This is a genomic window from Demequina sp. NBRC 110055 (assembly GCF_002090135.1).
Taxonomy (GTDB): Bacteria; Actinomycetota; Actinomycetes; order Actinomycetales; family Demequinaceae; genus Demequina.
The window spans coordinates 86,611-108,436 of the sequence record NZ_BBRL01000006.1 but is presented as its reverse complement, the minus strand read 5'-3'; the positions used below and the strand labels follow the sequence as shown (position 1 = coordinate 108,436).

Genomic DNA, 21,826 nt, shown 5'->3' with positions numbered 1-21,826 from the left:
CGATGTACGTGATACCCAAGGTAGCAGATACTCGCAGTACCGGGTATGGTGGCGGCATGGCCACCGATGGCAGGGACGCCCGCTGGGATCAGCATCGCGTCGACAGGAAGCGCGAGCTCGTCTCGCATGCGTTGCGCGCCATCCGCGTCCACGGCCCCGGGGTCAGCCTCGAGGACATCGCGGCACGGGCGGGCACGTCCAAGACGGTGCTGTACCGCCACTTCGGGGGCCGCGCCGGTCTCTACGCCGACGTCGTCGACTCGGTCCACGCGTACATTCGCGCCGATCTCACCGCGGCACTCGACATGTCCCAGGCGCGCGATCTTGCGCAGCTGACCACGACACTCACCGACGGCTACCTGGCCCTCGTGGAGCGCGATCCCGACATCTACCGCTTCGTGATGAACGGCGCTGGGGGAGCAGGCGCGGTCGACCCCGCGGGCCGCGTGCCGATCGTCATCGCGTCATCCGTGGCCGCCGTGATCGTCGCGCGGGCCGGCGACCAGGGCATCGCGGCCGCCACGTCCCAGACCTGGGCACACGGCCTCGTCGGCTTCATCCAGGCGGTCGCCGATCGCTGGATGGACGACCCCGACCGCGAGCCTCGCCGCGCCGTGGTCGACCGCGTCGGCGCGCTCTTCGCCCCCGCTTTTGCCGCGGCCACCCATACCTCGCAGGCCGAGCCAGTGACGGCATCGGCCCTCGCCACAAGCAACCCCGTGACCTGATACCCGCCACACCCCAGGAGGATCGACAATGACGTTGACCGACCAGACGGCCTCGCCCGTCCATCACGAAAGCCTCACCGCACTCGGCTCGAACCTGCGCCGCGTGCTCGACGGGCCGTACGCGAGCGAGCGCGCTGTCGGACGCGCGACCTTCCCCGCTGACGACATGCTGCGCGACCCCGAGCTCGACGTCGCCCAGTCGCGCGAGTGGACCCTCGGCCGGCTCCGCGAACTCGAGGAGCACGGGTTCGGTCACGCGGGCGTACCCGACGGCAAGAACTCTGTGTCGGACCCGCTCACCGCCGTGATGGCCTTCGAGATGCTCGCGCACGGCGACCTGTCCGTCACCATCAAGTCCGGCGTCCAGTTCGGACTGTTCGGCGGCGCCGTGACGAACCTGGGGACTCAATGGCACCACGAGACCTTCCTCCCGGGTATCACCGATCTCAGCCTGCTCGGCGGGTTCGCGATGACGGAGCTGGGCCACGGCTCCGATGTGCAAAGCCTCGAGACCACGCTCACGTACGTGCCGGACAGCGACGAGATCGAGGTGCACTCGGCCACGCCTGGCGCCACCAAGGCCTACATCGGCAACGCCGCGAAGGACGGCACGATGGCCGCCGTGTTCGGCCAGTTGTGGGTGGGCGGCAAGTGTCACGGCGTCCACGTGGTGTTGGTGCCGCTGCGCGACGACGACGGGCGTGATCTTCCCGGGGTCACCACGGGCGACCAGGGGCACAAGGGCGGCCTGTTGGGAGTCGACAACGGCACCATCCGGTTCGACCATGTGCGCGTGCCGCGACGTATGCTGCTCAACCGCTACGGAGGAGTCACGGACGACGGCACCTATGCGTCGCCCATCGACAACCCGAACCGGCGTTTCTTCACCATGCTCGGGACGCTGGTGCGCGGCCGCGTGTGCGTCGGCGGCGGTGCCGGCATCACGGCGCGCAGGGCGCTGTCGATCGCGGCCCGCTACGGCCTCACGCGCCGACAGTTCCCCGCCGCGGGGCGCCAGGGTGGCGTGTTGCTCATGGACTACCTGGTGCACCAGAAGCGCATCCTGCCCCGCATCGCGCGGGCCTACGGCCTGGGATTCGCGCAGAACGAGCTGATCGAGGCCCTCGTGCACGTCCAGGGGCCAGAGGAGTCCACCGAAGCCGAGCAGCGCGACCTCGAGACCCGCGCCGCCGGGCTCAAGGCCATCACGACGTGGTTTGCGAACGATGCGGTGCAGGAGGCGCGCGAGGCGTGCGGCGGCGCGGGATATCTCAGCGAGAACCAGCTGGTGGAGATGCGCCGCGACGTCGACATCTTCGCGACCTTCGAGGGCGACAACACCGTGCTGCTTCAGTCGGTGACGAAGGCGCTGCTGACCGACTTCCGACGCGAATGGGGAGAGCTCGACCGCACCGGGGTGGTGCAGGCCACGGCGCGTGTGGCGGGGGAGCAGTTCGTCGAGGCCACCTCGGCGAACCTCGTCCTTGAGCGCCTGGCCGATGCCGTGCGGCGTAAGCCCGAGGAGACCACCCTGACCGACCGCCGCTGGCACGCGCTGATGTTCGAGGAGCGAGCGCGTCACTCCCTGGAGTCGCTCGCACGCCGCATGCGCGCGGCCGCCAAGGACCACGGCGACTCGTTCGAGGCCTTCAACGCGCTCGGCGAGCACGTGCAGTTCGTGGCGCGCGCCCACCTGGAGCGGCTCGTGCTGCAGGCCTTCGTCGACGCGATCGACGCGTGCGAGGATCGCGAAGCGCGCAGCGTTCTCGACGACCTGTGCAGCCTCTTCGCGTTGACGTCCATCCACGAGCAGCGGGCGTGGTTCCTCGAGCACAACCGCATCAGCTCGGCGCGCTCCAAGGCCATCGGGTCGCAGGTCGACGACCTCTGTCGCCGCCTGCGCCCACACACGCTCGCGCTCGTGGAGGGCATGGGCATTCCCCAGGCGTGGCTGGGGGCGGCGATCGTGCGCGACTGAAGTCGCCCCAGATCTCCGACTAGGGGTCAGAAACGGCGAGTGTTGCCAGGGATTATCCTGGCAACGCTCGCCGTTGAGCGTGTTGCCCCGTTCCGCTCGACGCGAGGTCCGCCCATGTCCCCTGTAGTGTCTCCCTCCCGCACCCGCGTGGCGCTGTTCGCGCTGGCGATCGGTAGCTTCGGCATTGGCACCACGGAGTTCGTGGCGATGGGGCTGCTGCCCGACATCGCGCGCGACCTGTTGCCCGGCTTGTGGGACGCCAACCAGGAGGAGGCGCTTGCCCGCGCGGGCTGGGTGGTATCCGCGTACGCCGCCGGCGTGGTGGTCGGAGCGCCGACCATCGCGGCCGCCGCGGCTCGCTTTCCGCGCAAGACGGTGCTGACCGTCCTCAGTGCGGTCTTCACGCTCGGCACCATCGCATCGGCCCTCGCCCCCACCTTCGCCACCGTCATCGCCGCGCGCTTCATTGCCGGACTGCCGCACGGCGCGTACTTCGGCATTGCCGCCCTGGTGGCCGCGCGCCTCATGGGGCCCGACAAGCGCGGGCAGGCCGCCGCCTTCGTGCTGTCGGGCCTGACGATCGCGAACATCGTGGGCGTGCCGGCCGTCACGGCGCTGGGCCAGTCGGCCGGGTGGCGGGTGGCGTACCTCGTGGTCGCCGGCATGTTTGCGGTCGCGACGGCCGCCATCGCTGTGTCGCTTCCCGTGACGCCTGGCGACCCGCACGCGACCATGCGGCGCGAGGTCGGGGCACTCGCCCGGCCGGCGGTGTGGTTCGCGCTCCTCACGGGCGCGCTCGGCTTTGGCGGCTTCTTCGCGGTCTACAGCTACGTGTCGCCGCTTGCGACCGAGATCACGGGGACGAGCGAGGGCTTCGTGCCGCTGGCGCTGATGATCGTCGGCGTCGGCATGACTGTCGGCAACTTCGCCGGCGGCCGCCTCGCGGACACGGGCGCCATCCGCGCCATTTTGTGGCTCTTTGCCGCGTTCGCCTTGTCGCTCGTGTTCCTCATCGTCACCGCGGCGTCGGTGGTGGGGTTGCTGGTGGGACTCTTCCTCGTGGGGGCCTCGGCCGCCGCGCTCTCGCCGGCCATCCAGACGCGCCTCATGGACGTCGCCGGCGACAGCCAGACCATGGCGGCGGCGCTCAACCACTCGGCGCTGAACATCGGCAACTCGATTGGCGCCGCCCTCGGTGGCGCTGTGCTGGCGGCCGGGCTGGGATATTTGGCGCCCACCTGGGTGGGCCTCGTGCTGTGCGTCCCCGGTGTGCTGTGTGCGCTGGCGGGTCTGGCGATCACGCGCCGCGCCGCCGCTCGCACCGCCACCGCCTCCGAGTCCGTTCCGGCCGCCGTGTAGGGGGACATCGGCTGCTTGGGGCCGCCGATGCGTCAGTTCGCCGCCGTACGACGCGCCCCCGGCGTGGGTGGCCAGACGCCGTCACGGAGGTAGGTCGCGACGTCGCGCGCCGTGCGTCGCCCGCCGCGGTCGGCGCCGATGGTCGACGCCTGAGGGCCGTACCCCGCGAGGAACAAGCCGGGGACGTCCACGGCGTGGCCGTCTGCGACGCGCACACCGTCGCGTGCGCTGAGGCCGACGGGGGCGAACGGACCGAGGTCCGCGTCGAACCCGAGGGCCCAGATGATCGCGTCGAGGGGCTCGAACCCGCCATCCTGCAATACCGCGCCGTCGGCCGTGAGTCGTGTGAACATCGGCACGCGAGTGAGCAGCCCGGCGCGACGCATGCGGGCGATGGGTGGAGTCATCGGCATCCCCGTGGTCGAGACGATGCTGGGAAGTGGCTTGCCCGCACGAGCGGCGTCGTCCTGGAGCCGCACCGATGCGCGCCCCAGCTCCGTGCGGAGCATCTCGTCGCGCTCGTGAAACACCACCGGGCGGCGAGTGAACCATGTCACGCGGCTCGCGACCCCATCGAGTTCGCGCAGGAAGCCGAGGGCAGAGGCCCCGCCACCCACGACCGCGACCCGCATTCCGGCAAAGTCCTCGGCGCGGCGGTACTCGGGGGTGGTGATCTGCGCGCCGCGGAACGAGTCGCGACCAGGTATCTCTGGCAGCCGTGGGCTGCCCCAGGTTCCCACCGCCGCCACGACCACCCGTGGACGGAAGGTGGCGGCGGCATCGGCCGTCGTGACGTCGAAGCCGCCGTCGGCGGCGCGCGCGACCGAGGTGACCGCGACCGGGCGCCGCACGTGGAGGTCGAGGTGGCGCTCGTAGCGTCCGTAGTAGTCGGAGACGACGGCCGAGGCGGGTGGGTCCGTCGGCGCATCCGCGAACGAGACGCCCGCGGCCGCCATGTCGGGCAGGTCGGCGATACGGTGCGCGTCGCCGAGGCGCAGTGAGTCCCAGCGGTGCTGCCACGCCCCGCCGGGTCCTGGACCGCGGTCGACGATCACGAAGTCGGAGCCGGGCACCATGCCGCGTTGCACCAGGTGGTGGGCAACCGAAAGCCCTGCCTGGCCCGCGCCGATGACGAGAACGGGCGCGGTCGAGTGGGTCACGGCTCAGGTTTACGCGTCGTGCTCCTGCTGAGGCAAATCTGGGCGGGCCGGCTGCACCACGCGCAGGCCGGTGGCACAGTGCAGCACGGCGACAGAGGCGAGGCCCACCGCCGCGATGATGGACAGCGTCGTGGCGATGGCGGCGGCACCACGCGCGGGGTCGAGGAACGGGTACGGCACCCAGCCATCGCGGGCGGCCCGGACGAGGAGGAAGGCCGCCCACCCGGCTGGCACCAGCAGCACGGTCCACCACGTCGACACCGGTAGCCGCCGGCGCCGGCCGACGATGAGCCAATCGAGTACCAGGATCGCGCCCGCACCTCCGTGGAGGATGGCGTTGGCCCAGGGAAACAGGGGGTTCGCGTGCTGGGCGAGGACCGCCCAGTAGACGATGCCCGCGATCACGAGGTAGGTCGCGGCGTTGACGCGCAGCAGCGACAGCCACACCCGCTCCGAGGGGCCGGCGAGGGCCGATGCGGTGAGGGCCACCACGCCAGCGATCGCCGCCAGGGGAGTGAAGTAGCCGGGAAGCTGGCCCCACGTGAACGTGCCGTGGGTGAGGTCTGCCCAGCCTTGAAAGCCCAGCGCGACCGCAATCGCGAGGGCGGCGCCGAGGCGCAATATTCTCAGTGTGGCTCCGTTGCTCACGCGTCGCACATTACCGGAACTTTACGAAAACCTGAACAAGGCATGTCCGTGTCGTGGTGTTTTGTCCGGGACGGGTGGGCTCATGGCGTGGGGCGCGGTGGTCATGGCCGCGGCCAGGGCGAGAAGCGGGCACAATGGTGCCCGTCGCCATGCATCAAACGAGGCCTCGGATCCGCGGCAGACGCGGACATTGCTGGCGCGAGACCACCTGAACCCAGGCGTGCGCTCGCGCGCCCATCGTTATTGGAGGATGCATGTCCGACGTCACCATCGAGACCACGACGGCCGGGTCGCTCCCGCGTTCGCCCGAGCTCGTCGAGGCGACGAAGTCGCTCACCGTCGCCGAGGACGGTTTCACCCTCGTCCAGACCGACGAATACAAGGAAGCCGCCGCAGCGGCCGTGACCGCCCTCGTGAAGCGCCAGCTCGACGCGGGTATCACGCGCGTGGGTGACGGCGAGTACGGCAAGGCGATGACGGCCTCGCACGACTTCGGCGCCTGGTGGTCGTACTCGTTCCAGCGCACCGAGGGTTTGGCGCTGCCGCCGGCCGATGCCCCCATGCCCGAGCCCGTCCGCTCGAGCCCCGGCAACGTGCAGCTCACCTCGATGAACGACCGCCGCGACTGGGTGGCCTTCGCCGAGGCATACCAGGACCCGTCGTCCGGCGTGCTGCTAGGCGAGCCGCCGTTCTGGCCGCTCACCGTCTCCGACATCTCGTACCGCGGCCAGGACCTCATTGCGACCGACATCGCGAACCTCAAGAACGCGATGGACGCCACAGGCCAGACCCACGGTTTCCTCACGTCACTCGCTCCCGGCTCCGCCGCCCGCATCGGCAACGTCCACTACAAGGACGAGGCCGAGCACATTTGGGCGTGGGCCGACGTGATGCGCGAGGAGTACAAGGCCATCACGGAGGCCGGCCTCACGGTCCAGCTCGATGACCCGTCGCTCGCCGAGAGCTGGGACCAGATCAACCCGGAGCCGTCCGTCGCCGACTACCGCGCGTTCCTGCAGACCCGCATCGACGCCATCAACCACGCGATCGAGGGACTCCCGCGCGAGCAGGTGCGTCTTCACATCTGCTGGGGCTCGTGGCACGGCCCCCACACCACCGACCTCGAGCTGCGCCACATCCTTGACCTGTTGCTGACCATCAACGCCGGCGAGTTCTCGTTCGAGGCAGGCAACGTGCGTCACGAGCACGAGTGGAAGGCGTGGCGCGACGTGTCGATCCCCGACGGCACCATCCTGGTGCCCGGCGTCGTGAGCCACGCGACCAACGTCGTGGAGCACCCCGAACTGGTCGCTGACCGCATCGAGCGCTTCGTGGACATCGTGGGTCCCGACCGCGTGGTCGGCTCCACCGACTGCGGCCTGGGCGGGCGCGTGCACCAGCAGATCGCGTGGGCCAAGCTCGCGTCGCTCGGCGAGGGCGCGCGCATCGCTGCGCAGCGCATCGGCGGCTAACTTCTGTCTTTTTGACGGCGCCGGTTCGCCATGGGGGACCGGCGCCGTTGGTGTGTCGGGGGCCTGTGCCGGGACCCGGCCACGCGTGTCGCGTGAGCGGCGCCAGGGGCGCGCGGAAACCGGGCCGACATACGGGTCTGGCACCATAGTGCGGCGCGCGACCCGCGCATCGGCCCTTCCCACCTCACCATCCTGGAGGTCTTCCCATGTCTGTCGTCGACCCGCCCATCGCAGAAAAGCACGCCGTGTGGGAGGATGCCCTCGCGATCCCCACAGGAGCGCTGATGATGTCCTTCGGGCTGTTCCTGCTGGACCAGATTGGGGGAGTGTCGGGCGGGCTCGCAGGTGTGGCGATCCTGGCGAGCTACTGGACGGGCCTGGGGTTCGGCGTGGTGTTCTTCGTCATCAACCTGCCGTTCTACTGGCTCGCGGTGCGGCGCATGGGGTGGACCTTCACCCTCAAGACGCTCATTGCCGTGACCTTGATTTCGGTGTTGACCTCGGTGCACGGGCTGTACATGGACGTCTCAGACGTGAATCCGCTCTATGGCGCGGTCTTTGCCGGGCTGTCCATCGGCGTCGGGATGCTCATCATCTTCCGTCACGGCGCCTCTGCGGGAGGCTTCGGCATCCTTGCCGCGTGGCTGCAGGAGACACGCGGGTGGCGGGCCGGTTTTGTGCAGGGGGCCCTCGATCTCGTGGTGGTGGTCGCATCGCTCGCCTTGGTGCCGCTGCCGATCTTGCTGTGCTCGATCCTTGGCGCGGTGCTGCTGAACCTGACGCTCGCGATCAACCACCGGCCTGGCCGTTATTTCGGGTGAACCGGGCCGTCATGGTCAAAAACGGTCCGGGCGCTGTGTAGACTGTTTCCCGGTCCAAACGAGGGTTCCGATCCTCGCAGCAGGCCAGTTTCGGGCTGTGGCGCAGCTTGGTAGCGCACTTGACTGGGGGTCAAGGGGTCGCAGGTTCAAATCCTGTCAGCCCGACCGAGAAACTGAGCCGTCCTTCCTGGTAAATGCCAGGAGGGGCGGCTCTTTTTCGTGCAAGCGGGCCCATGGCCACGGCTGCTGTGTCGCACGGCGCGACCGCACGGGCCTCGAGGCATGCGTAGGTCGGCATTCGGCACCTGGGGTGGCGGAAGGCGCCCTGTCGTGGGCCGCGCGTGGCTCAGTACAGGGTCACCACTTCGAGGGTGCGTAGTCCTTGAGGAAAACCCCGAAGAGATCCTCGCCGGTCTCGCCGCGCACCACGGGGTCGTACACGCGTGCCGCACCGTCGACCAGATCGAGCGGGGCGTGGAAACCCTCCTCGGCCAGCCGCACCTTGGTGGGGTGCGGGCGCTCGTCGGTGATCCAGCCGGTGTCGACGCTGGTCATCAGGATCGACTCGGATTCAAACATTTCCCGGGCGCTGGTGCGCGTGAGCATGTTGAGCGCGGCCTTCGCCATGTTGGTGTGGGGGTGGCCCGGGCCCTTGTAGCCGCGCTCGAAGACTCCCTCCATCGCGGAGACATTCACCACGTAGGAACGCCCCGACGCCGATGCCGTGGCAGCCGCCGCGAGCGCTGGACGCAGGCGGTTAATCAGGATGAACGGGGCGGTCGAGTTGCACAACTGCACCTCGAGCAGTTCCAAAGGCGTGACGTCGCCGACCGCCTGCACCCACGAGTTCGTGTCGTGGAGGTCGGGCACCAGGCCGCCCGCATCGATGGCGGTGCCATCGGCAAGCCGAGCCAAGGATGACGACCCTGGTGCGAGGGCCTGGTCCGTGAGCCGCTGTGCCTCGCGGGATCCCATCTCGGCCAGGTGGGCGGAAGCAAGCAGTGGGTGCGTGGCCGCAGAGGCCTCGATGCTGACGGGATGCGCGTCGGTGGTGCGGCCAAGGGTGAGCAACTGGGGGCCCTTGCCCTCGGGCCACAGTCCGTGCTCGAGCGGCGCGGACTCTGCGTCGACAAGCGGCGCGTAGGCGCCGGGGGAGCGGCGCACCGTCTGGGCGGCGTTGTTGATGAGGACGTCGAGGGGGCCGGCTGCGGCGACGGAGTCTGCGAGGGACACCACCTGGGCGGGGTCGCGCAGGTCGATGCCGACAACAGTGAGGCGGGGGAGCCACTCGGCAGCATCGGGCATGGCCGCAAACCGGCGCACGGCGTCGCGAGGGAAGCGCGTGGTGACCGTGAGGTCGGCGCCGTCGCGCAGCAGCCGCAACGCGATGTGCATTCCGATCTTCGCCCTGCCGCCAGTGAGCAGTGCACGCCGTCCTCGCAGGTCCGTGCTTGCGTGCCGCTTGGCGTGGCTCGTCTCCGCGCACGACGGGCAGAGCTGGTGATAGAACGCGTCGACCAACGTGTACTTCTGCTTGCAGATGTAGCACGGGCGCGCCTTAAGGTACTCGCCCGCCGTCGGGGTCGCGGCACGCGCCTCGAGAGTGAGTCCGCGCGTCTCGTCGTCGATGCGGTCCGATGCCCCCGTCGCCGTGGCGGCGACGACCGCAGTGTCGTTGGCCGCGATTGTCGCGCGCCGTTCACGTCGCCGGCTCTGCTTCACGGCCTTGATCATGTGAGCCGTTGCGTTGCGTACCGCCACGAAGTCGGGGTCGCTCTCGTCGACGTCGCTCAGGGAACCGAGGACACGCAGCGTCGTCTCGAGGTCCGTGGGGTCGATACGGTGCTGGCGGTCGGCGGGTGCGGGCGGTGTGGACACTCGCTCTATTTTACGGACGAGGGCCCGGTGTGAGGTCCGGCGAGGTCCGCATCAACGTCGCGTCGAGACCGTGACTGTAAACTTGGCGTTGCGCGCGGCCTGCTCCGTCGTGCCGATAGCGCCCTCAAGCAGCGGGCGGTATTTCAGGCCAGAGTTCCATACGCACCACAGCTGGCCGCCCGGGCGAAGCACCCGGGCGACGTCGGCAAACATGCGAGGCGCGAGGAGATCGGTCACCGCGGCGGCGGAATGGAACGGCGGGTTCAGCGCGATGAACGACGCGCTCGCGTCGGGCCTGGCGCTCAGCATGTCGTCCCGCGCTACCGCGACGCGGTCCTGGATGCCGTTGGCGAGCATCGTCGCCCGTGCGGACTCGACGGCGACGGCCGACTGGTCGCACGCGTAGACGTGCGCGTCGGGGTATCGCGTCGCCATCCACGCTCCGACGATCCCGGTGCCGCAGGCCAGGTCAATGAGGGGATCGCTGGGGGTTCCGCCGGCCGATGCGATGGGCAGGCTCTCGAGCAGCAGCCGGGTTCCGATATCGAGCCTTGCGCCCGCGAACGCGCCGCCGTACGCGCGCACCTCAAGCCCCTCGGCTTGCGCCGCGGCCGGCGCGGGGTCGACGCCGTCGTGCGGTTCGCGGGCAATCAGCACGCGAGACTTTTGCCGGGCGTGGCTGACGTCGAGCCTGCCGAAGTGTTCGCTCAGTACGGCGTTCATCGACACCGACATGTGCTTGAGGCGTCCGCCCGCCACCACGATGACGTCCGGGTGTGCGTGCGCGGCGATGAGGCCGGCGATGTCACGCAGGGAGTCGAGCGAGCGGGGGAGCCGTAGCAAGACGACCCTCGCCCCGCGGACAAGCTCCGCGCGGAGCGGCAGGACGCGAAAACTGTCCGAAAGGCTCGCGCGCCTCGCATTAGCCTCGAGCGCACGTTCGCCCGTGAGCGAGTCGATGTGCGTTCGTACGGCCGTCGCGCCGGCATCGGCCGCCCCGAGGGTGAGCGCGCCGTACGCATCGTTGATGACCACGATGTCACCCCGCTGCGAGGCCTCGCGGATGTCGGCGGACTCGTCCAGAATCAACCGGTCGGCGGCGTCGACGGCGACCAGCCCGGGCGCCTCGACATCGGGCCAACGCCGCAAGGCCTCAAACGCGCCGCTCATCGCGTGACAGCGCCAAGGACGCGCTGCGGCGTGTGGGCCCAGGCCGGGGGACGGGTATGGACGCCAGCCGTCAGGAGGCGCGAATGAGAGCCGATCACGATCGAAGCCTAGCCTCGAGTCTCCGCGGTAGTCCCCGATGTGGCGCACTGGCGGCAGCCGGGCACGCGTCGTCGTGCTGACCCGCAGTGATCGACGTGCGGTGAGGACCGGCTCGCTCTCGCACGTTCCGCTTGGTGTCGCGCGTGCGGCGCCGCCGGTCATCGCGGACGGGGCCTCAGGGCCCACGGCGGACAAGCGGAGCGGGGGGAAGGACGAGTGGCCGCGGATTAGGGGCTCGGAACATGGGGCGGTGCTTGCTCAAGCACCCTGACTCCAGCAGCAAGAACGTGGTGAACATTGGGCACACCGGTGAGCCTCAAGGCTTCGGCGCCGGTCGAGTCACGGACAATGACGGTCGGAGTTGAGGCGATGCCCAGCGACTCTGCGAGGTCGGGCTCGGTCTCGATCGGGTGCTCGACGACGGTGCTGCCGGGGATGTACTCGGCGGCCCGAGCGAGTACGGCGCGTGTGCGTGTGCATGCGCCACAGAATGCCGAGGTGAAGACGTCGAACTGCACCGTCGCCGTCATGCTGGAACTTCCCGTGAGGCGAGCTGAGAGAGCGCTTCGCGGAAGGCCGCCGGTTCCATGTCGGCGCCAAAGAGGGGCGATCCCGGCTGAAGACAGTGGCTATCGGCCAGCGTCCCGGTCGAGACGGGATCGAAACCGAGGTCGTCGACGAACCGTGCGATCGTTGCTACCGCATCGAGATCGTCTCCCGCGACGCCGAGAGCAACTCGACCGACGGTGCCTGACGGTCGAGCAAGCTGCTCCATTTCGTGATAGCCGATGTGGTTGAACGTCTTGACCAGCCGTGCGCTGGCGGGAAGGGCAGCGCGGACGATCAGGCTTGAGGCGTGAGCGCGTGAAGCGAAGTCGGGCAGGACGCCATCGGTGGGTTCCCAATAATTCATGATGTCGACGACGATCCGTCCCGCCAAGGTGGACAGTGGTAGCTCTCGCAGTCGTCGCAGAGGCACCGCCAAGACCACGATGGGAGCGACGCTCGCGAGTTCCGCGGCGTCGACGGCTCGTACTCCCGGGGTGAGGACCCGCGTGACCAGATCCGTCCGCCAGGCCGGACCGGACGTCGCCACCGCAACCCCATAACCAGCGTCGAGGGCACGGCGCGCGATCGCGACACCCGACTTTCCCGCGCCGAAGATCCCCACCGTGCGCTCGGCGAGGGCGGTCATCGCGCGCCCACGCCCGTCGCTGAATCGCCGCCGCCTTCACGGCGGGCAATTTCGGCTCGGACCACGGGGGCGACCTCGGTGCCAAGCAGTTCGATTGCGCGCATGATGTCGGCGTGAGGCAGCGGACCGACCGCCAGCTGGAGCATGGTGCGCTGGTGTCCGATGACCTCGTGGTGATGAAGAAGCTTGTCGATCACCGCCTGGGGTGATCCGACGGCGTAGGTAGATCCGGGCCCGTTCTTTGCCGCCATGTGCTCCGCGGTCATGCCGGCGATGCCTCGCGAGGCTCCTGCGGTGTTGAACAACTCAGCGTCCGCCGGGAAGTACACGTCCGCGGCCTTCTGAGAGGTGTCGGCGACAAATCCATGAAGGGTCATGGACACGGGCTGGGCCGGCTTGTCGTAGTGGTCAAGGGCCTGCCGGTAGAGGTCCGCGAGCGGTGCAAACTGTGCTGCAACGCCCCCGACGGTGCCGAGCACCATCGGCAATCCGTGCGCTGCCGCGCGGATCACAGAGTTCGGGCTTCCTCCCACCGCGACCCACACCGGGAGCGGGGTTTGTACTGGGCGGGGCAAGATGACTTCCTCGTCGAGCGGTGGACGGAAACGGCCCTGCCACGTCACTGGCTCGTCGCCTCGCAGACGGATGAGGAGGTCGAGTTTCTCGTCGAAGAGTGCGTCGTAGTCCTGAAGATCGTGGCCGAACAGTCGGAACGAGTCCAGCAACGCGCCACGACCCACCATGGCCTCCGCGCGACCCTGCGAAACGAGATCGAGGGCGGTGAACTGTTCGAACACGCGCACAGGGTCGTCCGAACTCAACACCGTGACCGCACTGGTCAAACGGATCCTGTGCGTGCGCGCCGCGGCGGCAGCAAGGATGACGGGCGGAGCGGGAGCCGAGAAGCCGGGATGGTGATGCTCTCCGATCCCGAAAACGTCCAGCCCCACCTCATCGGCCAGGACGATTTCCTCGATAAGTTCCGGGATGCGTTGCGGTGGGCGCACGCCTCCGCGCACCGCGATATCAGCGAATGTAAACGCACCGATCTCCATGAGACCCAACCCTTCTCGACGCCGATGGCCTTCGCACAATGATAAGTGACGCAGATAAGCCACTTGTCCGTGCGGGTCGGGCGCGGAGGCCTGGGCCAGATGGCAAGGGAGCGCGGTGCGGTGCGGTGCGGCACGCGCGATTCGGCGCGGTGAAAACGAACGGGGCGTGGCTAGCGCCGCGCGGGGTGCCGGGTGGACTGTCGTCGGTGCGACTCGCCGCTAGGGTGCGTGGTCGTGCGTCGCGGGTTGAGTGTCATCGGCCTGCCGGGGCAGCGTATGACACAGCGCATCGATATGCGCCTCGAGATGATCGCCAATGTCCACCCGGGCGGGGTCATACAGCCACTGGATTTGCAGGCCGTCCCAGAGGGCGAGTAGCCAGATGGCTTCATGGCGGGCGCGTGAGGTTCCGGACGGCCCGGAGCCGGCGGCGGCATCTACCAGGCGTGCGACGGCATCGATGCTGCTGCGGTAGCGCTCGGCGAAAAAATCATGCGCCGGGTGTCCGGGCGTGGCAGATTCGGTCGACAGGCGAACGTACAGCCTCACCAGGCCGGGGGTATCGCGTGCGTCCGCGCGTGCGCCGGCGGACAGGGCGCGCAATTGCTCGGCGGGCGCATCGTCGACATTGCCGTAGCGTCCACGCACAAGCTCGTCGCGGCGCTGGAGCACCTGCAGTAAGAGGTTTTCCTTCGACCCGAAATGGTGGAGCACCGCGGTCTTGGAAACGCCGGCGAAGCTCGCAAGGTCGCGCAGCGACGTGGCGTGGTAGCCCTCTCGAGAGAACAGGTCGGTAGCTCGCTCGATGAGATGCTCCCGTTGGGCGCGACCGGACGCGTAGCCGGTGGGGAGCGCTGGCGTGGGCGCGATACCGTCCGTGCGCTGCGACGGGCGCGCAAGAGCGACGGTCTCAGGCGGCGTTCCCTGTAGGCGCGCCACCCTGTCGGCGAGTTCCCGTGCGACGTCGACCATCTCGGGAACGTAGAGCGACATGATTTGGAGCCCGTCCCAGGCGGCGTTAAGCCGCGTCGCCTCACCGTGGGTGTCGGCGACGGTTCCCGCCTCGCGAAGCGGGACGAGCGCTTGAGCGGTCAAGGTGCGCGCGAGCGCGTACCGATCGCGGAATCGCTCCAGGTGAGGGCTCTGGGTGTTCGCCGCGAGGCCGGCGAGTGACGAGAAGAGCGCGGTGTATCCGGGAGTGGACGCGTGGTTGCGGGCGACGGCCACAATGTCGTCGAGTCGGGGCGTGGCCGGACCGACGGGGAGCGCTCCCTCGACGGCGGTCACCACAGCCTCGAGGAGCTCTGACTTGTTGGCGTAGTGCCGCAGCACAGTGGGGTGTGCCACGCCGGCTTCACCAGCGATGTCGCGCAAAGATACTGCCTGGTATCCGCGCTGAACGAACAGCTTCTGCGCCGCCTCTACGATCCGTCGCCGAGTGTCGGCGGCCGCCCGTGCTCGCCGATCTCCGTTGCGCAGCGCAGGCGCTAACGAGGGTGTTGCCTCGGTCATGTCTGAGTTCCTCCCGACCAGCGCCCATCATCTCATCCAGGAGTCGCACGGCGTGTAACACTGCTCGGCGTGTACCGCGTGGACCATGTTTGCGTACCAATCGGTCTAATTCCGTGTACAGTGGCGCTGCGCACAGAGGAGCGCCATCCTTCACGTCAAAGGAGACAACATGTCAGAGTCAGCCGCCCCGCCGCAGAAGACACCGGCCACCTCGCCCGAAGGCGAGCCCACGCGCACTCGCGCGTCGTACGTCGTCGGCCTCGCCGGCGGAACGTTCGGCGTGTACTTGGCGCTGCTCACGCCGGTGCTGGTGTCGATGGCGTTCAAGATGACCCGCATCACCGACACGCAGGCGGAGGCGACCGTCACCCTCGGATTGGTGATGGGCATCGGCTCGTTCTTCGCGGTGATCGCCAACCCGCTTGTGGGCCGACTGTCCGATCGCACGACCTCGCGGTTTGGCCGGCGTCGGCCGTGGATCGTGGGCGGTGCGCTGGCCGCGCTGGCGGCGTTCGCGCTCATCGGAGCAGCCACTGAGGTCTGGATGGTGTTCATCGGCTGGTCGGTGGTGCAGGTGGCCCTGAATGGAGTGCTCGCCGCGCTCTTCGGCACGGTTCCCGACCAGGTGCCCGTCGATGGTCGAGGTAAGGTCTCGGGTCTCATCGGCCTGATGACGCCGCTAGGCATCCTCGGCGGAAGCGTTCTTGTGAGCGTGCTCAACGACGACTTCAGCCGCTTCGTGGTGCCCGGCGCGATCGCGGCAATTCTCCTCATCGGCTTCGCGGTTGTCCTACGCGACCGACAGCACACGGGTCCCGTGGAGCGCTACGACTGGAAGGAATTCCTCGGATCGTTCGTGTTCAACCCGGTGAAGTACCGCGACTTTGGGTGGACGTGGCTCACCAAGTTCCTGATCATGTTCGGATACGCGGGCGTGGCGACGTTCCTGCCCTTCTACCTCACCGACCGATTCGACCTTGCTGAGGACGCCGCGATCCAAATCGTGTTGCTGTCCAACATTGTTTCCTTCGGAGCCATGGCTATCTCGGGTCCGTTGGGTGGAGCGATTTCCGACCGCATTGGGCGTCGGCGACCGTTCGTCACCATTGCTGGCCTCGTCATCGTCGTCGGCCTGGTCGTCGTCGCGTTCGCACCCGCACCGATGATCGTCGTCGTGGGCCAGGGCATTATCGGGCTTGGAGCCGGTTCGTTCCTGTCGGTTGATCTCGCCTTGGCCACGCAGGTGCTACCCGACGAAAAGGACGCCGCCAAGGACCTCGGCGTTCTCAACATCGCCGCGGCGTTGCCGGGCTCCATTGCCCCGTTGATTGCACCCGTCGTCATCGCCGCGGGTGCAGGTACCGCGCTGGGCGGGTACGCACTCTTCTACCTTGCCGGCGCCGTCGTGACGCTTGCCGGCGCCATCCTCGTCTACCAGATCAAGGGAGTCCGATGACCACGCACCACGCCGACGTATCGACCGACGGGGTCGACCGCCGCTATCTTGATGCCTCTCTTCCCGTGGAGGAGAGGGTCGAGATCCTTCTGGGCCAGATGACGCTGGAGGAGAAGGCTGGACTCTTCTTCCACGCCATGATCATGGTGGGGGAGGGCGGCGGCCTCTCCGGCGCTGACTCGAGCATGGGCATCCCGTCCACGGATGAGTATGTCAACGGCCGTGCGATGAATCACTTCAACCTGCTGGGCGGGGGACAGCAGCCGCGCGACATCGCGATCTGGCACAACCGGATCCAGGACCTCGCCGCCCAGTCCAGGCTCCAGATCCCCGTCACCATTTCGTCGGATCCTCGCCACTCGTCAAGTGACGACAACCCGCTGGCATCGCTACAGGCCGGATCGTTCTCTGTTTGGCCGGAGACGATGGGACTCGCGGCAGTCGGAGACGAGGCCCTGGTGCAGCGGTTCGCCGAGATTGCGCGTCAGGAGTATCTCGCCGTGGGTATCCGCGTTGCGCTCCATCCCCAGGTGGACCTCGCCACGGATCCCCGCTGGAGCCGTGCGCTCCAGACCTTCGGCGAGGATCCGGAGCTGACCTCGCGTCTTGGCGCCGCATATGTCCGCGGATTCCAGGGAGACGCCCTGGATGCCCACTCGGTCGCAACGATGACGAAGCATTTCCCCGGCGGTGGCGCTCAGAAGGACGGCGAGGACCCTCACTTCCCGCACGGCCGCGAGCAGGTCTACCCGGGTGGTGCCTTCGAGACTCATCTGAAGCCGTTCGAGGCGGCGCTTGAGGCCGGTACGAGCCAGATCATGCCCTACTACGGCATGCCCGTCGGCACCGAATACGAAGAGGTCGGTTTCGGTTTCAACAAGTCGGTCATCACCGGGATTCTGCGCGATCGCTACGGATTCGACGGGCTCGTGTGCACGGACTGGGGCCTCATCACCGACGCCGAAGCCTTCGGCGAACCCTTCCCTGCGCGCGCGTGGGGAGTCGAGCACCTCTCGCGGCGCGAGCGCATGATCAAGATCCTGAACGCAGGCGTCGACCAGTTCGGCGGTGAGGCCTGCCCCGACCTGCTCGTGGACATTGTTCAAGCGGGAGAGATCTCGGAGGAGCGCATCGATGTTTCTGCGCGGCGCATCCTGCGTGAAAAGTTCGTCCTCGGGCTCTTCGAGAACCGACACGTCGACCCTGAACGCGCGGCGCAGATTGTGGGATCTCCGGAGTTCGTCTCGGCAGGGTTGGCTGCACAGCGGGCGGCTATCGCCGTGTTGACGAACCGCGAGGTCGACGGCAGCGCCGTCTTGCCGACGGGACGCGGACGCCGCATCTATGTCGAGGGCATCGACGCCGAGATTGCCCGGCTGTACGGCACAGTTGTCAGCGACCCGGCAGAAGCAGAGATCGCCGTGCTGCGCATTCAGGCACCGTACGAACAGCGGTCGACGACCTTTGAAAACTTCTTCCACAACGGATCGCTCGAATTTCCGGATGAGATGATCGCGCACGTGAAAGAAGTCGCAGCGCAGGTGCCGACCGTTGTCGACCTCTACCTGGACCGGCCCGCGATTCTCACGCCCTTCGTCGAGGACGTCGCGGCGATTGTGGCCAACTGGGGTTCGGATGCCTCCGCAGTGCTCGATGTCGTCGTGGGCGACGCTACCCCTCTCGGCAAGCTCCCGTTCGATGTCCCCTCGAGCATGCACGCCGTGGAGGCGAACCGTCCCGACGTGCCCTTCGACACGGCGGATCCGCTGTTCACGTTCGGGCACGGCCTCGAACTCGATGCGCGTGGTCCGCAGGGTGCGGGCGAGTAACGCGACAGCTCACCTACGTGTGGGGTGCGTACTCGGGCGGGGACGGCGGCCTGCGGGCCTTCGATACGCGACACGCGCTGAGTAGACACCGCTCCACGTCCCGTGCCGCCCGTAACACCGGGCGGCACGGGATGTGTTCGTGTGAGGCGCCAGCGGCCGGCACTGCCGGTTGCGCCATTCACCATGCCCCGACGCGGCGTACAAGCGAGGCGCGCTGGCGACCTGTCGTGGCGCTCAGCTCGGCTCGGTGGCGCTGGAGCTAGCGCCACCGTGGAGACGAAGCATCGCCCGGTATGTCTGAGCAGGCGACGGTGCGGCGGGCAGACGACGAGCGCCGGGTGCCGCGAAGGCTTCCAAGAAATACTCCACGAGCCGCGCCGACATCACGGGTGCCAGGGGGCCTGCCCCGGCGACCACGCCTGCATGCGCCATGAGGATCAGCACGACATCCTCGGGAGTAAAGTCCTTCCGCAGCGCGTCCGCGTCTTGCGCCCTCGTGACCAGCGCTGACAGCGCCGCGTACGCGCGGCGTCGCTCGCTCTCCGCGCGCAAGGATGGCGGAAAGGTCATCGTGAGCACATCAGCGAACCCACGGTCGCCGAGCTGCATCGCTGTCAACGCGCGCACGAAACTGGTGAACCCGTCCCACGGGTTAACCTCGCGCAATGCGTGTTCGGCCGTCTCGGCGTAGGAGGTGATCTTGGCCTGAAAGGCTGCCGCGATAAGAGTTTCCTTGGTCGGAAACCTTCGCCTCAACGTCGGTTCCCCTACGCCAGCGTGGAGGGCAATCTGCCGCATCGACACGTCCAAACCACGCTCGGCGAAGAGCTCCTGGGCCGCGCCGAGGAGCCGGAGGCGGTTCCGTTCGGCGTCGGCACGGAGCCCTGATCCCGCACCGTCTGCCATGCCGTCATGGTAGCGAGCAAGACGTGGCGTGAGGCAATTGCGTCACTCACTGCGGTGTGGCGTGACGAAGGCGGACTCGTTCAGAATCACCGGTGCGGTGGTGTCGACGGCGACCAGGCCGGGGACCTCGATGTCGGGCCAGCGGCGCAGGTCGTCGATCAGTGCGGTCACGGCGAAACCCTGGCCGTGGGTGCTACGGGAGCCCCGTCTGCGAGGATGGGGGCATGGTTGACCAGAGTGCTCGCCAGGGGCTGATCCGCCTTCCAGCACCCGGGGCGCGCGTGGTGGTGCGCTACCTGATCGCCACCGGCGAGGCCACGGACGCACTCGGCGAGCTTCTCGGCGCGGACGATCAGGAGGTCGTGGTCGACGGTGTGCGCGGAGTCGCGCGCATCCCCGTCAATGCGATCGTCGCCGCGAAGCAGGTGCCGCCGCGTCCGCAACGACGCCCCCGCCTTCCCGAGTAGCCCACGGGCGCCAGCCCTACCGCAGTGATGATACACATGTCTTGACATTCATATGACGACATGTTCATATGATGCGCATGGACGGATTCACCGTGATTGCCGAACCTGCACGGCGCGCGATCGTCGACCGGCTGCGCATCCACGACCATGACGTCGGGGCACTGGTCAGTGCTCTAGATCTCTCGCAGCCGCTCATCTCAAAGCACCTGCGGATCCTGCGGGACGCAGGTGTCGTGGATGTCGAGGCCATCGGCAAGCGTCGGGTTTACCGTCTCACCGACCGTCCGCTTCCCGATGTGATGACCTGGCTCGCGCCCTACATTGCGCAGTGGACGGCGAGCTTTGACAGGCTCGCCTACGCGATGGATGGGGAGGAACCCTCATGACGGAACGGCCGACCGATGCGGCGATTGTCGCGGCGATCCGCGCCCACACCGAGGTGCTTCTCGAGCACGAGGCAGGGCGGTGGACTCTCGTGATGCGGCGCCACTTCACCCAGGAAGCGGATCTCCTATGGCGGATGCTGACCGAACCCGACCGGCTGGCCTGCTGGTCTCCGGTGGTGCCGGACCGCCCGCTCACCACGCCCGGGCCCGCGACGAGCCGCGAGAACCCCGATGACGATCCGGTTGACACCGAGGTCCTCAGCGCCGACGCTCCGCACTCGCTCGTGCATCGCTGGCGCGACGACGTGCTGCGGTGGACGATCACGCCCGACGCCACGGGCGCCGTGCTCGAACTGAGGCACCGCATTGCCGACCGCACCGACTCACCGGTCTATGCCGCCGGCTGGCACGTCTGCCTCGCGCGGCTCGCCGCCGAGGATGGCGCTGCCCGCGAGCGCCCCACCGGCCAGCGGTCGCTGGCGTATGGCTGGGAGGGCCTACGGGACAGGTACCGAGACGAGCTCGCCGACTAGCGTCACCACATTGAGGTGCGTCGCGTGCGTGGCTAGGCAGCCGTGACGATCTCTTCGCGACGCTGCATGAATGCGGCGACACGCGCGGCCGTTCGCCGGGCATCGTCCTCCAGTTCGACCGCGAGCGCCTCGAGGCGGGTGTGGAGCTTCGCGGCGCTTGTGCGGGCCTGGGCGATGCGGTCCCTCACCATCCAGTCGCTGAGGATGTTGTCGAACAGCACGTCAAACACCGCGAGCGTGTCGGAGATGGTGACGCCGTCGAGGGCTGAGGCGCCGATGTCGGCGAGCTCGACGGAAAGCCTCTCAAGGTGCCTGTTGACCTCGACGAACGCATCGGTGGCCTCGCCGATCCTCGAGTGCTTGATCGCGTCGGCGACGATGCCGCCGCCAAAGAACGTGTCGTAGGTCGACCAGCCGCCCGCACTGTCGAGCTTGGCGAGGGCCTGGTCGAGGGCGGCGATTGTCGCGGCCAAGGCGTCCCGCGCCTCGGCGAGTTCCCGGAGGTGTGACTCGGCCTGACCGACACCGACGGCGATCTCGGTGAGTTCCGCTGTCTGGTGACTGCCAGCGGCGTGAAGTGCCCGCTCATAGGCGGCGAGCGCCTCAACATATGCGCCCTCGGCGCCGCGCAGCAGGTCGTGCTCTCGCCGCACGCGTTCGTTGTCCGCGTCGGCGCTGGTGAGCCGCGCCCGTGCGGCCGCGACCGCGAGCTCCGCAGCGGTGACCTCGGCGCGCTCGACCGTTAGACGGTCGGACACGTTGCCCCGCAACGTCGCCCACACCTTCGCCGGGGACAGGTGCGCCAAGCGGTCGACTTCCGCCCGCTCTGCCTGAAGCTGCGACTCGAGGTCCGTCAGTTCTTGGCGCCGCCTCCCCACCAGGTTTGCGGTGGTCTTCAGTTGCGCAGTGAGGCGCTGATGGCGAGCGCGCGCGGCGCCAGCAACCCGGACGGCTTCGGCGCATTCATCCTGAGAGGAGCCTGTCATTCGCACACTGTGCCACAGGCCTCAGCGGCGCGGCAGTATCACGGCCGCGAAGGGTAGGAGGGGACTCCTCGTTGGCAAGGATCGTGTCACCAGGGATGCGTAAGACGCGGCGTCCCCGTGCGGGCAGTCTGATCACCAGGGCGCGCCCGCGAGAGGGCGGGGCGTCCCGAAAGGCCTGCGGGGTCGAC

General features: G+C 68.3%; 21 protein-coding genes and 1 tRNA gene. 11 read left to right on the top strand and 11 right to left on the bottom strand.

The window, feature by feature from the left end:
* The first annotated feature begins 56 nt into the window (after positions 1–56).
* The 3 genes from B7K24_RS07500 to B7K24_RS07490 all read left to right on the top strand — a co-directional run bounded on the left by B7K24_RS07500 (position 57) and on the right by B7K24_RS07490 (position 4,065).
* Entirely contained in the window at positions 57–728 is a 672-nt protein-coding gene (locus B7K24_RS07500; RefSeq protein WP_159449185.1) for a TetR/AcrR family transcriptional regulator, read from the top strand.
* Between the two features lie 28 nt (positions 729–756).
* On the top strand, positions 757–2,706 hold the full coding sequence (locus B7K24_RS07495; RefSeq protein WP_084129677.1) for an acyl-CoA dehydrogenase: 1,950 nt from the start codon (positions 757–759) through the stop codon (positions 2,704–2,706).
* Positions 2,707–2,820: 114 nt separating this feature from the next.
* The gene (locus B7K24_RS07490) at positions 2,821–4,065 is read left to right on the top strand and encodes an MFS transporter (protein ID WP_084129675.1); all 1,245 of its coding nucleotides are present in this window, start codon (positions 2,821–2,823) and stop codon (positions 4,063–4,065) included.
* 32 nt (positions 4,066–4,097) lie between these two features.
* Here B7K24_RS07490 and B7K24_RS07485 read toward each other — a convergent pair whose 3' ends face one another.
* Both B7K24_RS07485 and B7K24_RS07480 read right to left on the bottom strand, forming a co-directional pair.
* Positions 4,098–5,225 carry an NAD(P)-binding domain-containing protein gene (locus B7K24_RS07485; RefSeq protein ID WP_084129674.1) on the bottom strand — a complete coding sequence of 376 codons (1,128 nt, stop codon included), beginning with the start codon at positions 5,223–5,225 and terminating at the stop codon, positions 4,098–4,100.
* Positions 5,226–5,234: 9 nt separating this feature from the next.
* Positions 5,235–5,873, bottom strand: coding sequence for a Pr6Pr family membrane protein (locus tag B7K24_RS07480; protein ID WP_144268201.1), 639 nt, complete (start codon positions 5,871–5,873; stop codon positions 5,235–5,237).
* Between the two features lie 254 nt (positions 5,874–6,127).
* On the opposite strand from B7K24_RS07480, the gene B7K24_RS07475 reads away from it, so the two are divergent.
* The 3 genes from B7K24_RS07475 to B7K24_RS07465 all read left to right on the top strand — a co-directional run bounded on the left by B7K24_RS07475 (position 6,128) and on the right by B7K24_RS07465 (position 8,331).
* A complete protein-coding gene (locus B7K24_RS07475) occupies positions 6,128–7,345 on the top strand; it encodes a cobalamin-independent methionine synthase II family protein (RefSeq protein ID WP_084129671.1) in 1,218 nt (405 codons plus the stop codon).
* 206 nt (positions 7,346–7,551) lie between these two features.
* Positions 7,552–8,166, top strand: a complete 615-nt coding sequence (locus tag B7K24_RS07470; RefSeq protein WP_084129669.1) for a YitT family protein — start codon at positions 7,552–7,554, stop codon at positions 8,164–8,166.
* Between the two features lie 91 nt (positions 8,167–8,257).
* Positions 8,258–8,331, top strand: a tRNA-Pro gene (locus B7K24_RS07465).
* A 192-nt stretch (positions 8,332–8,523) separates the two neighbouring features.
* On the opposite strand, the gene B7K24_RS07460 is transcribed toward B7K24_RS07465, so the two are convergent.
* The 6 genes from B7K24_RS07460 to B7K24_RS07435 all read right to left on the bottom strand — a co-directional run bounded on the left by B7K24_RS07460 (position 8,524) and on the right by B7K24_RS07435 (position 15,075).
* Positions 8,524–10,044: an SDR family NAD(P)-dependent oxidoreductase gene (locus tag B7K24_RS07460; RefSeq protein WP_084129667.1), complete on the bottom strand. Its 1,521-nt coding sequence runs from the start codon at positions 10,042–10,044 to the stop codon at positions 8,524–8,526.
* A gap of 51 nt (positions 10,045–10,095) precedes the next feature.
* On the bottom strand, positions 10,096–11,214 hold the full coding sequence (locus B7K24_RS07455) for a class I SAM-dependent methyltransferase (protein WP_084129665.1): 1,119 nt from the start codon (positions 11,212–11,214) through the stop codon (positions 10,096–10,098).
* A 326-nt stretch (positions 11,215–11,540) separates the two neighbouring features.
* Complete coding sequence (locus tag B7K24_RS13450; protein WP_159449184.1) at positions 11,541–11,843, bottom strand: thioredoxin family protein; 303 nt, start codon at positions 11,841–11,843, stop codon at positions 11,541–11,543.
* On the bottom strand, positions 11,840–12,508 hold the full coding sequence (locus tag B7K24_RS07445; RefSeq protein ID WP_084129663.1) for an NADPH-dependent F420 reductase: 669 nt from the start codon (positions 12,506–12,508) through the stop codon (positions 11,840–11,842). The genes B7K24_RS13450 and B7K24_RS07445 overlap by 4 nt, the downstream gene beginning before the upstream one ends.
* Positions 12,505–13,563: an LLM class flavin-dependent oxidoreductase gene (locus B7K24_RS07440; protein ID WP_084129661.1), complete on the bottom strand. Its 1,059-nt coding sequence runs from the start codon at positions 13,561–13,563 to the stop codon at positions 12,505–12,507. The genes B7K24_RS07445 and B7K24_RS07440 overlap by 4 nt, the downstream gene beginning before the upstream one ends.
* A 219-nt stretch (positions 13,564–13,782) precedes the next feature.
* On the bottom strand, positions 13,783–15,075 hold the full coding sequence (locus B7K24_RS07435; RefSeq protein ID WP_084129659.1) for a TetR/AcrR family transcriptional regulator: 1,293 nt from the start codon (positions 15,073–15,075) through the stop codon (positions 13,783–13,785).
* 169 nt (positions 15,076–15,244) lie between these two features.
* Between B7K24_RS07435 and B7K24_RS07430 the strand changes: the two genes are divergently transcribed.
* Complete coding sequence (locus tag B7K24_RS07430) at positions 15,245–16,531, top strand: MFS transporter (RefSeq protein ID WP_084129657.1); 1,287 nt, start codon at positions 15,245–15,247, stop codon at positions 16,529–16,531.
* A complete protein-coding gene (locus B7K24_RS07425; protein WP_084129655.1) occupies positions 16,528–18,360 on the top strand; it encodes a glycoside hydrolase family 3 protein in 1,833 nt (610 codons plus the stop codon). Before B7K24_RS07430 ends, B7K24_RS07425 begins: the two co-directional genes overlap by 4 nt.
* Before the next feature lie 234 nt (positions 18,361–18,594).
* Here B7K24_RS07425 and B7K24_RS07420 read toward each other — a convergent pair whose 3' ends face one another.
* Together B7K24_RS07420 and B7K24_RS13725 are read right to left on the bottom strand one after the other, a co-directional pair.
* The gene (locus B7K24_RS07420) at positions 18,595–19,266 is read right to left on the bottom strand and encodes a TetR/AcrR family transcriptional regulator (protein ID WP_084129653.1); all 672 of its coding nucleotides are present in this window, start codon (positions 19,264–19,266) and stop codon (positions 18,595–18,597) included.
* 42 nt (positions 19,267–19,308) lie between these two features.
* Entirely contained in the window at positions 19,309–19,437 is a 129-nt protein-coding gene (locus B7K24_RS13725) for a hypothetical protein (RefSeq protein ID WP_255372782.1), read from the bottom strand.
* Between the two features lie 53 nt (positions 19,438–19,490).
* Between B7K24_RS13725 and B7K24_RS07415 the strand changes: the two genes are divergently transcribed.
* The 3 genes from B7K24_RS07415 to B7K24_RS07405 all read left to right on the top strand — a co-directional run bounded on the left by B7K24_RS07415 (position 19,491) and on the right by B7K24_RS07405 (position 20,652).
* Positions 19,491–19,733: a hypothetical protein gene (locus B7K24_RS07415; protein WP_084129651.1), complete on the top strand. Its 243-nt coding sequence runs from the start codon at positions 19,491–19,493 to the stop codon at positions 19,731–19,733.
* A 77-nt stretch (positions 19,734–19,810) separates the two neighbouring features.
* A complete protein-coding gene (locus B7K24_RS07410) occupies positions 19,811–20,119 on the top strand; it encodes a helix-turn-helix transcriptional regulator (RefSeq protein WP_084129834.1) in 309 nt (102 codons plus the stop codon).
* Complete coding sequence (locus tag B7K24_RS07405; RefSeq protein ID WP_084129649.1) at positions 20,116–20,652, top strand: SRPBCC domain-containing protein; 537 nt, start codon at positions 20,116–20,118, stop codon at positions 20,650–20,652. Before B7K24_RS07410 ends, B7K24_RS07405 begins: the two co-directional genes overlap by 4 nt.
* A 32-nt stretch (positions 20,653–20,684) precedes the next feature.
* Here B7K24_RS07405 and B7K24_RS07400 read toward each other — a convergent pair whose 3' ends face one another.
* Complete coding sequence (locus tag B7K24_RS07400) at positions 20,685–21,638, bottom strand: hypothetical protein (protein WP_084129647.1); 954 nt, start codon at positions 21,636–21,638, stop codon at positions 20,685–20,687.
* Between the last annotated feature and the right edge of the window lie 188 nt (positions 21,639–21,826).

Bases quoted from the DNA above. Each gene is read 5' to 3' on its own strand.
- B7K24_RS07425 (WP_084129655.1), top strand. From the start codon at position 16,528: ATGACCACGCACCACGCCGACGTATCGACCGACGGGGTCGACCGCCGC.
- B7K24_RS07495 (WP_084129677.1), top strand. From the start codon at position 757: ATGACGTTGACCGACCAGACGGCCTCGCCCGTCCATCACGAAAGCCTC.
- B7K24_RS07420 (WP_084129653.1), bottom strand. From the start codon at position 19,266: ATGGCAGACGGTGCGGGATCAGGGCTCCGTGCCGACGCCGAACGGAAC.
- B7K24_RS07435 (WP_084129659.1), bottom strand. From the start codon at position 15,075: ATGACCGAGGCAACACCCTCGTTAGCGCCTGCGCTGCGCAACGGAGAT.
- B7K24_RS07470 (WP_084129669.1), top strand. From the start codon at position 7,552: ATGTCTGTCGTCGACCCGCCCATCGCAGAAAAGCACGCCGTGTGGGAG.
- B7K24_RS07410 (WP_084129834.1), top strand. From the start codon at position 19,811: ATGGACGGATTCACCGTGATTGCCGAACCTGCACGGCGCGCGATCGTC.
- B7K24_RS07455 (WP_084129665.1), bottom strand. From the start codon at position 11,214: ATGAGCGGCGCGTTTGAGGCCTTGCGGCGTTGGCCCGATGTCGAGGCG.
- B7K24_RS07430 (WP_084129657.1), top strand. From the start codon at position 15,245: ATGTCAGAGTCAGCCGCCCCGCCGCAGAAGACACCGGCCACCTCGCCC.
- B7K24_RS07440 (WP_084129661.1), bottom strand. From the start codon at position 13,563: ATGGAGATCGGTGCGTTTACATTCGCTGATATCGCGGTGCGCGGAGGC.
- B7K24_RS07490 (WP_084129675.1), top strand. From the start codon at position 2,821: ATGTCCCCTGTAGTGTCTCCCTCCCGCACCCGCGTGGCGCTGTTCGCG.
- B7K24_RS07400 (WP_084129647.1), bottom strand. From the start codon at position 21,638: ATGACAGGCTCCTCTCAGGATGAATGCGCCGAAGCCGTCCGGGTTGCT.
- B7K24_RS07405 (WP_084129649.1), top strand. From the start codon at position 20,116: ATGACGGAACGGCCGACCGATGCGGCGATTGTCGCGGCGATCCGCGCC.
- B7K24_RS07445 (WP_084129663.1), bottom strand. From the start codon at position 12,508: ATGACCGCCCTCGCCGAGCGCACGGTGGGGATCTTCGGCGCGGGAAAG.
- B7K24_RS07500 (WP_159449185.1), top strand. From the start codon at position 57: ATGGCCACCGATGGCAGGGACGCCCGCTGGGATCAGCATCGCGTCGAC.
- B7K24_RS13450 (WP_159449184.1), bottom strand. From the start codon at position 11,843: ATGACGGCGACGGTGCAGTTCGACGTCTTCACCTCGGCATTCTGTGGC.
- B7K24_RS07475 (WP_084129671.1), top strand. From the start codon at position 6,128: ATGTCCGACGTCACCATCGAGACCACGACGGCCGGGTCGCTCCCGCGT.
- B7K24_RS07415 (WP_084129651.1), top strand. From the start codon at position 19,491: ATGGTTGACCAGAGTGCTCGCCAGGGGCTGATCCGCCTTCCAGCACCC.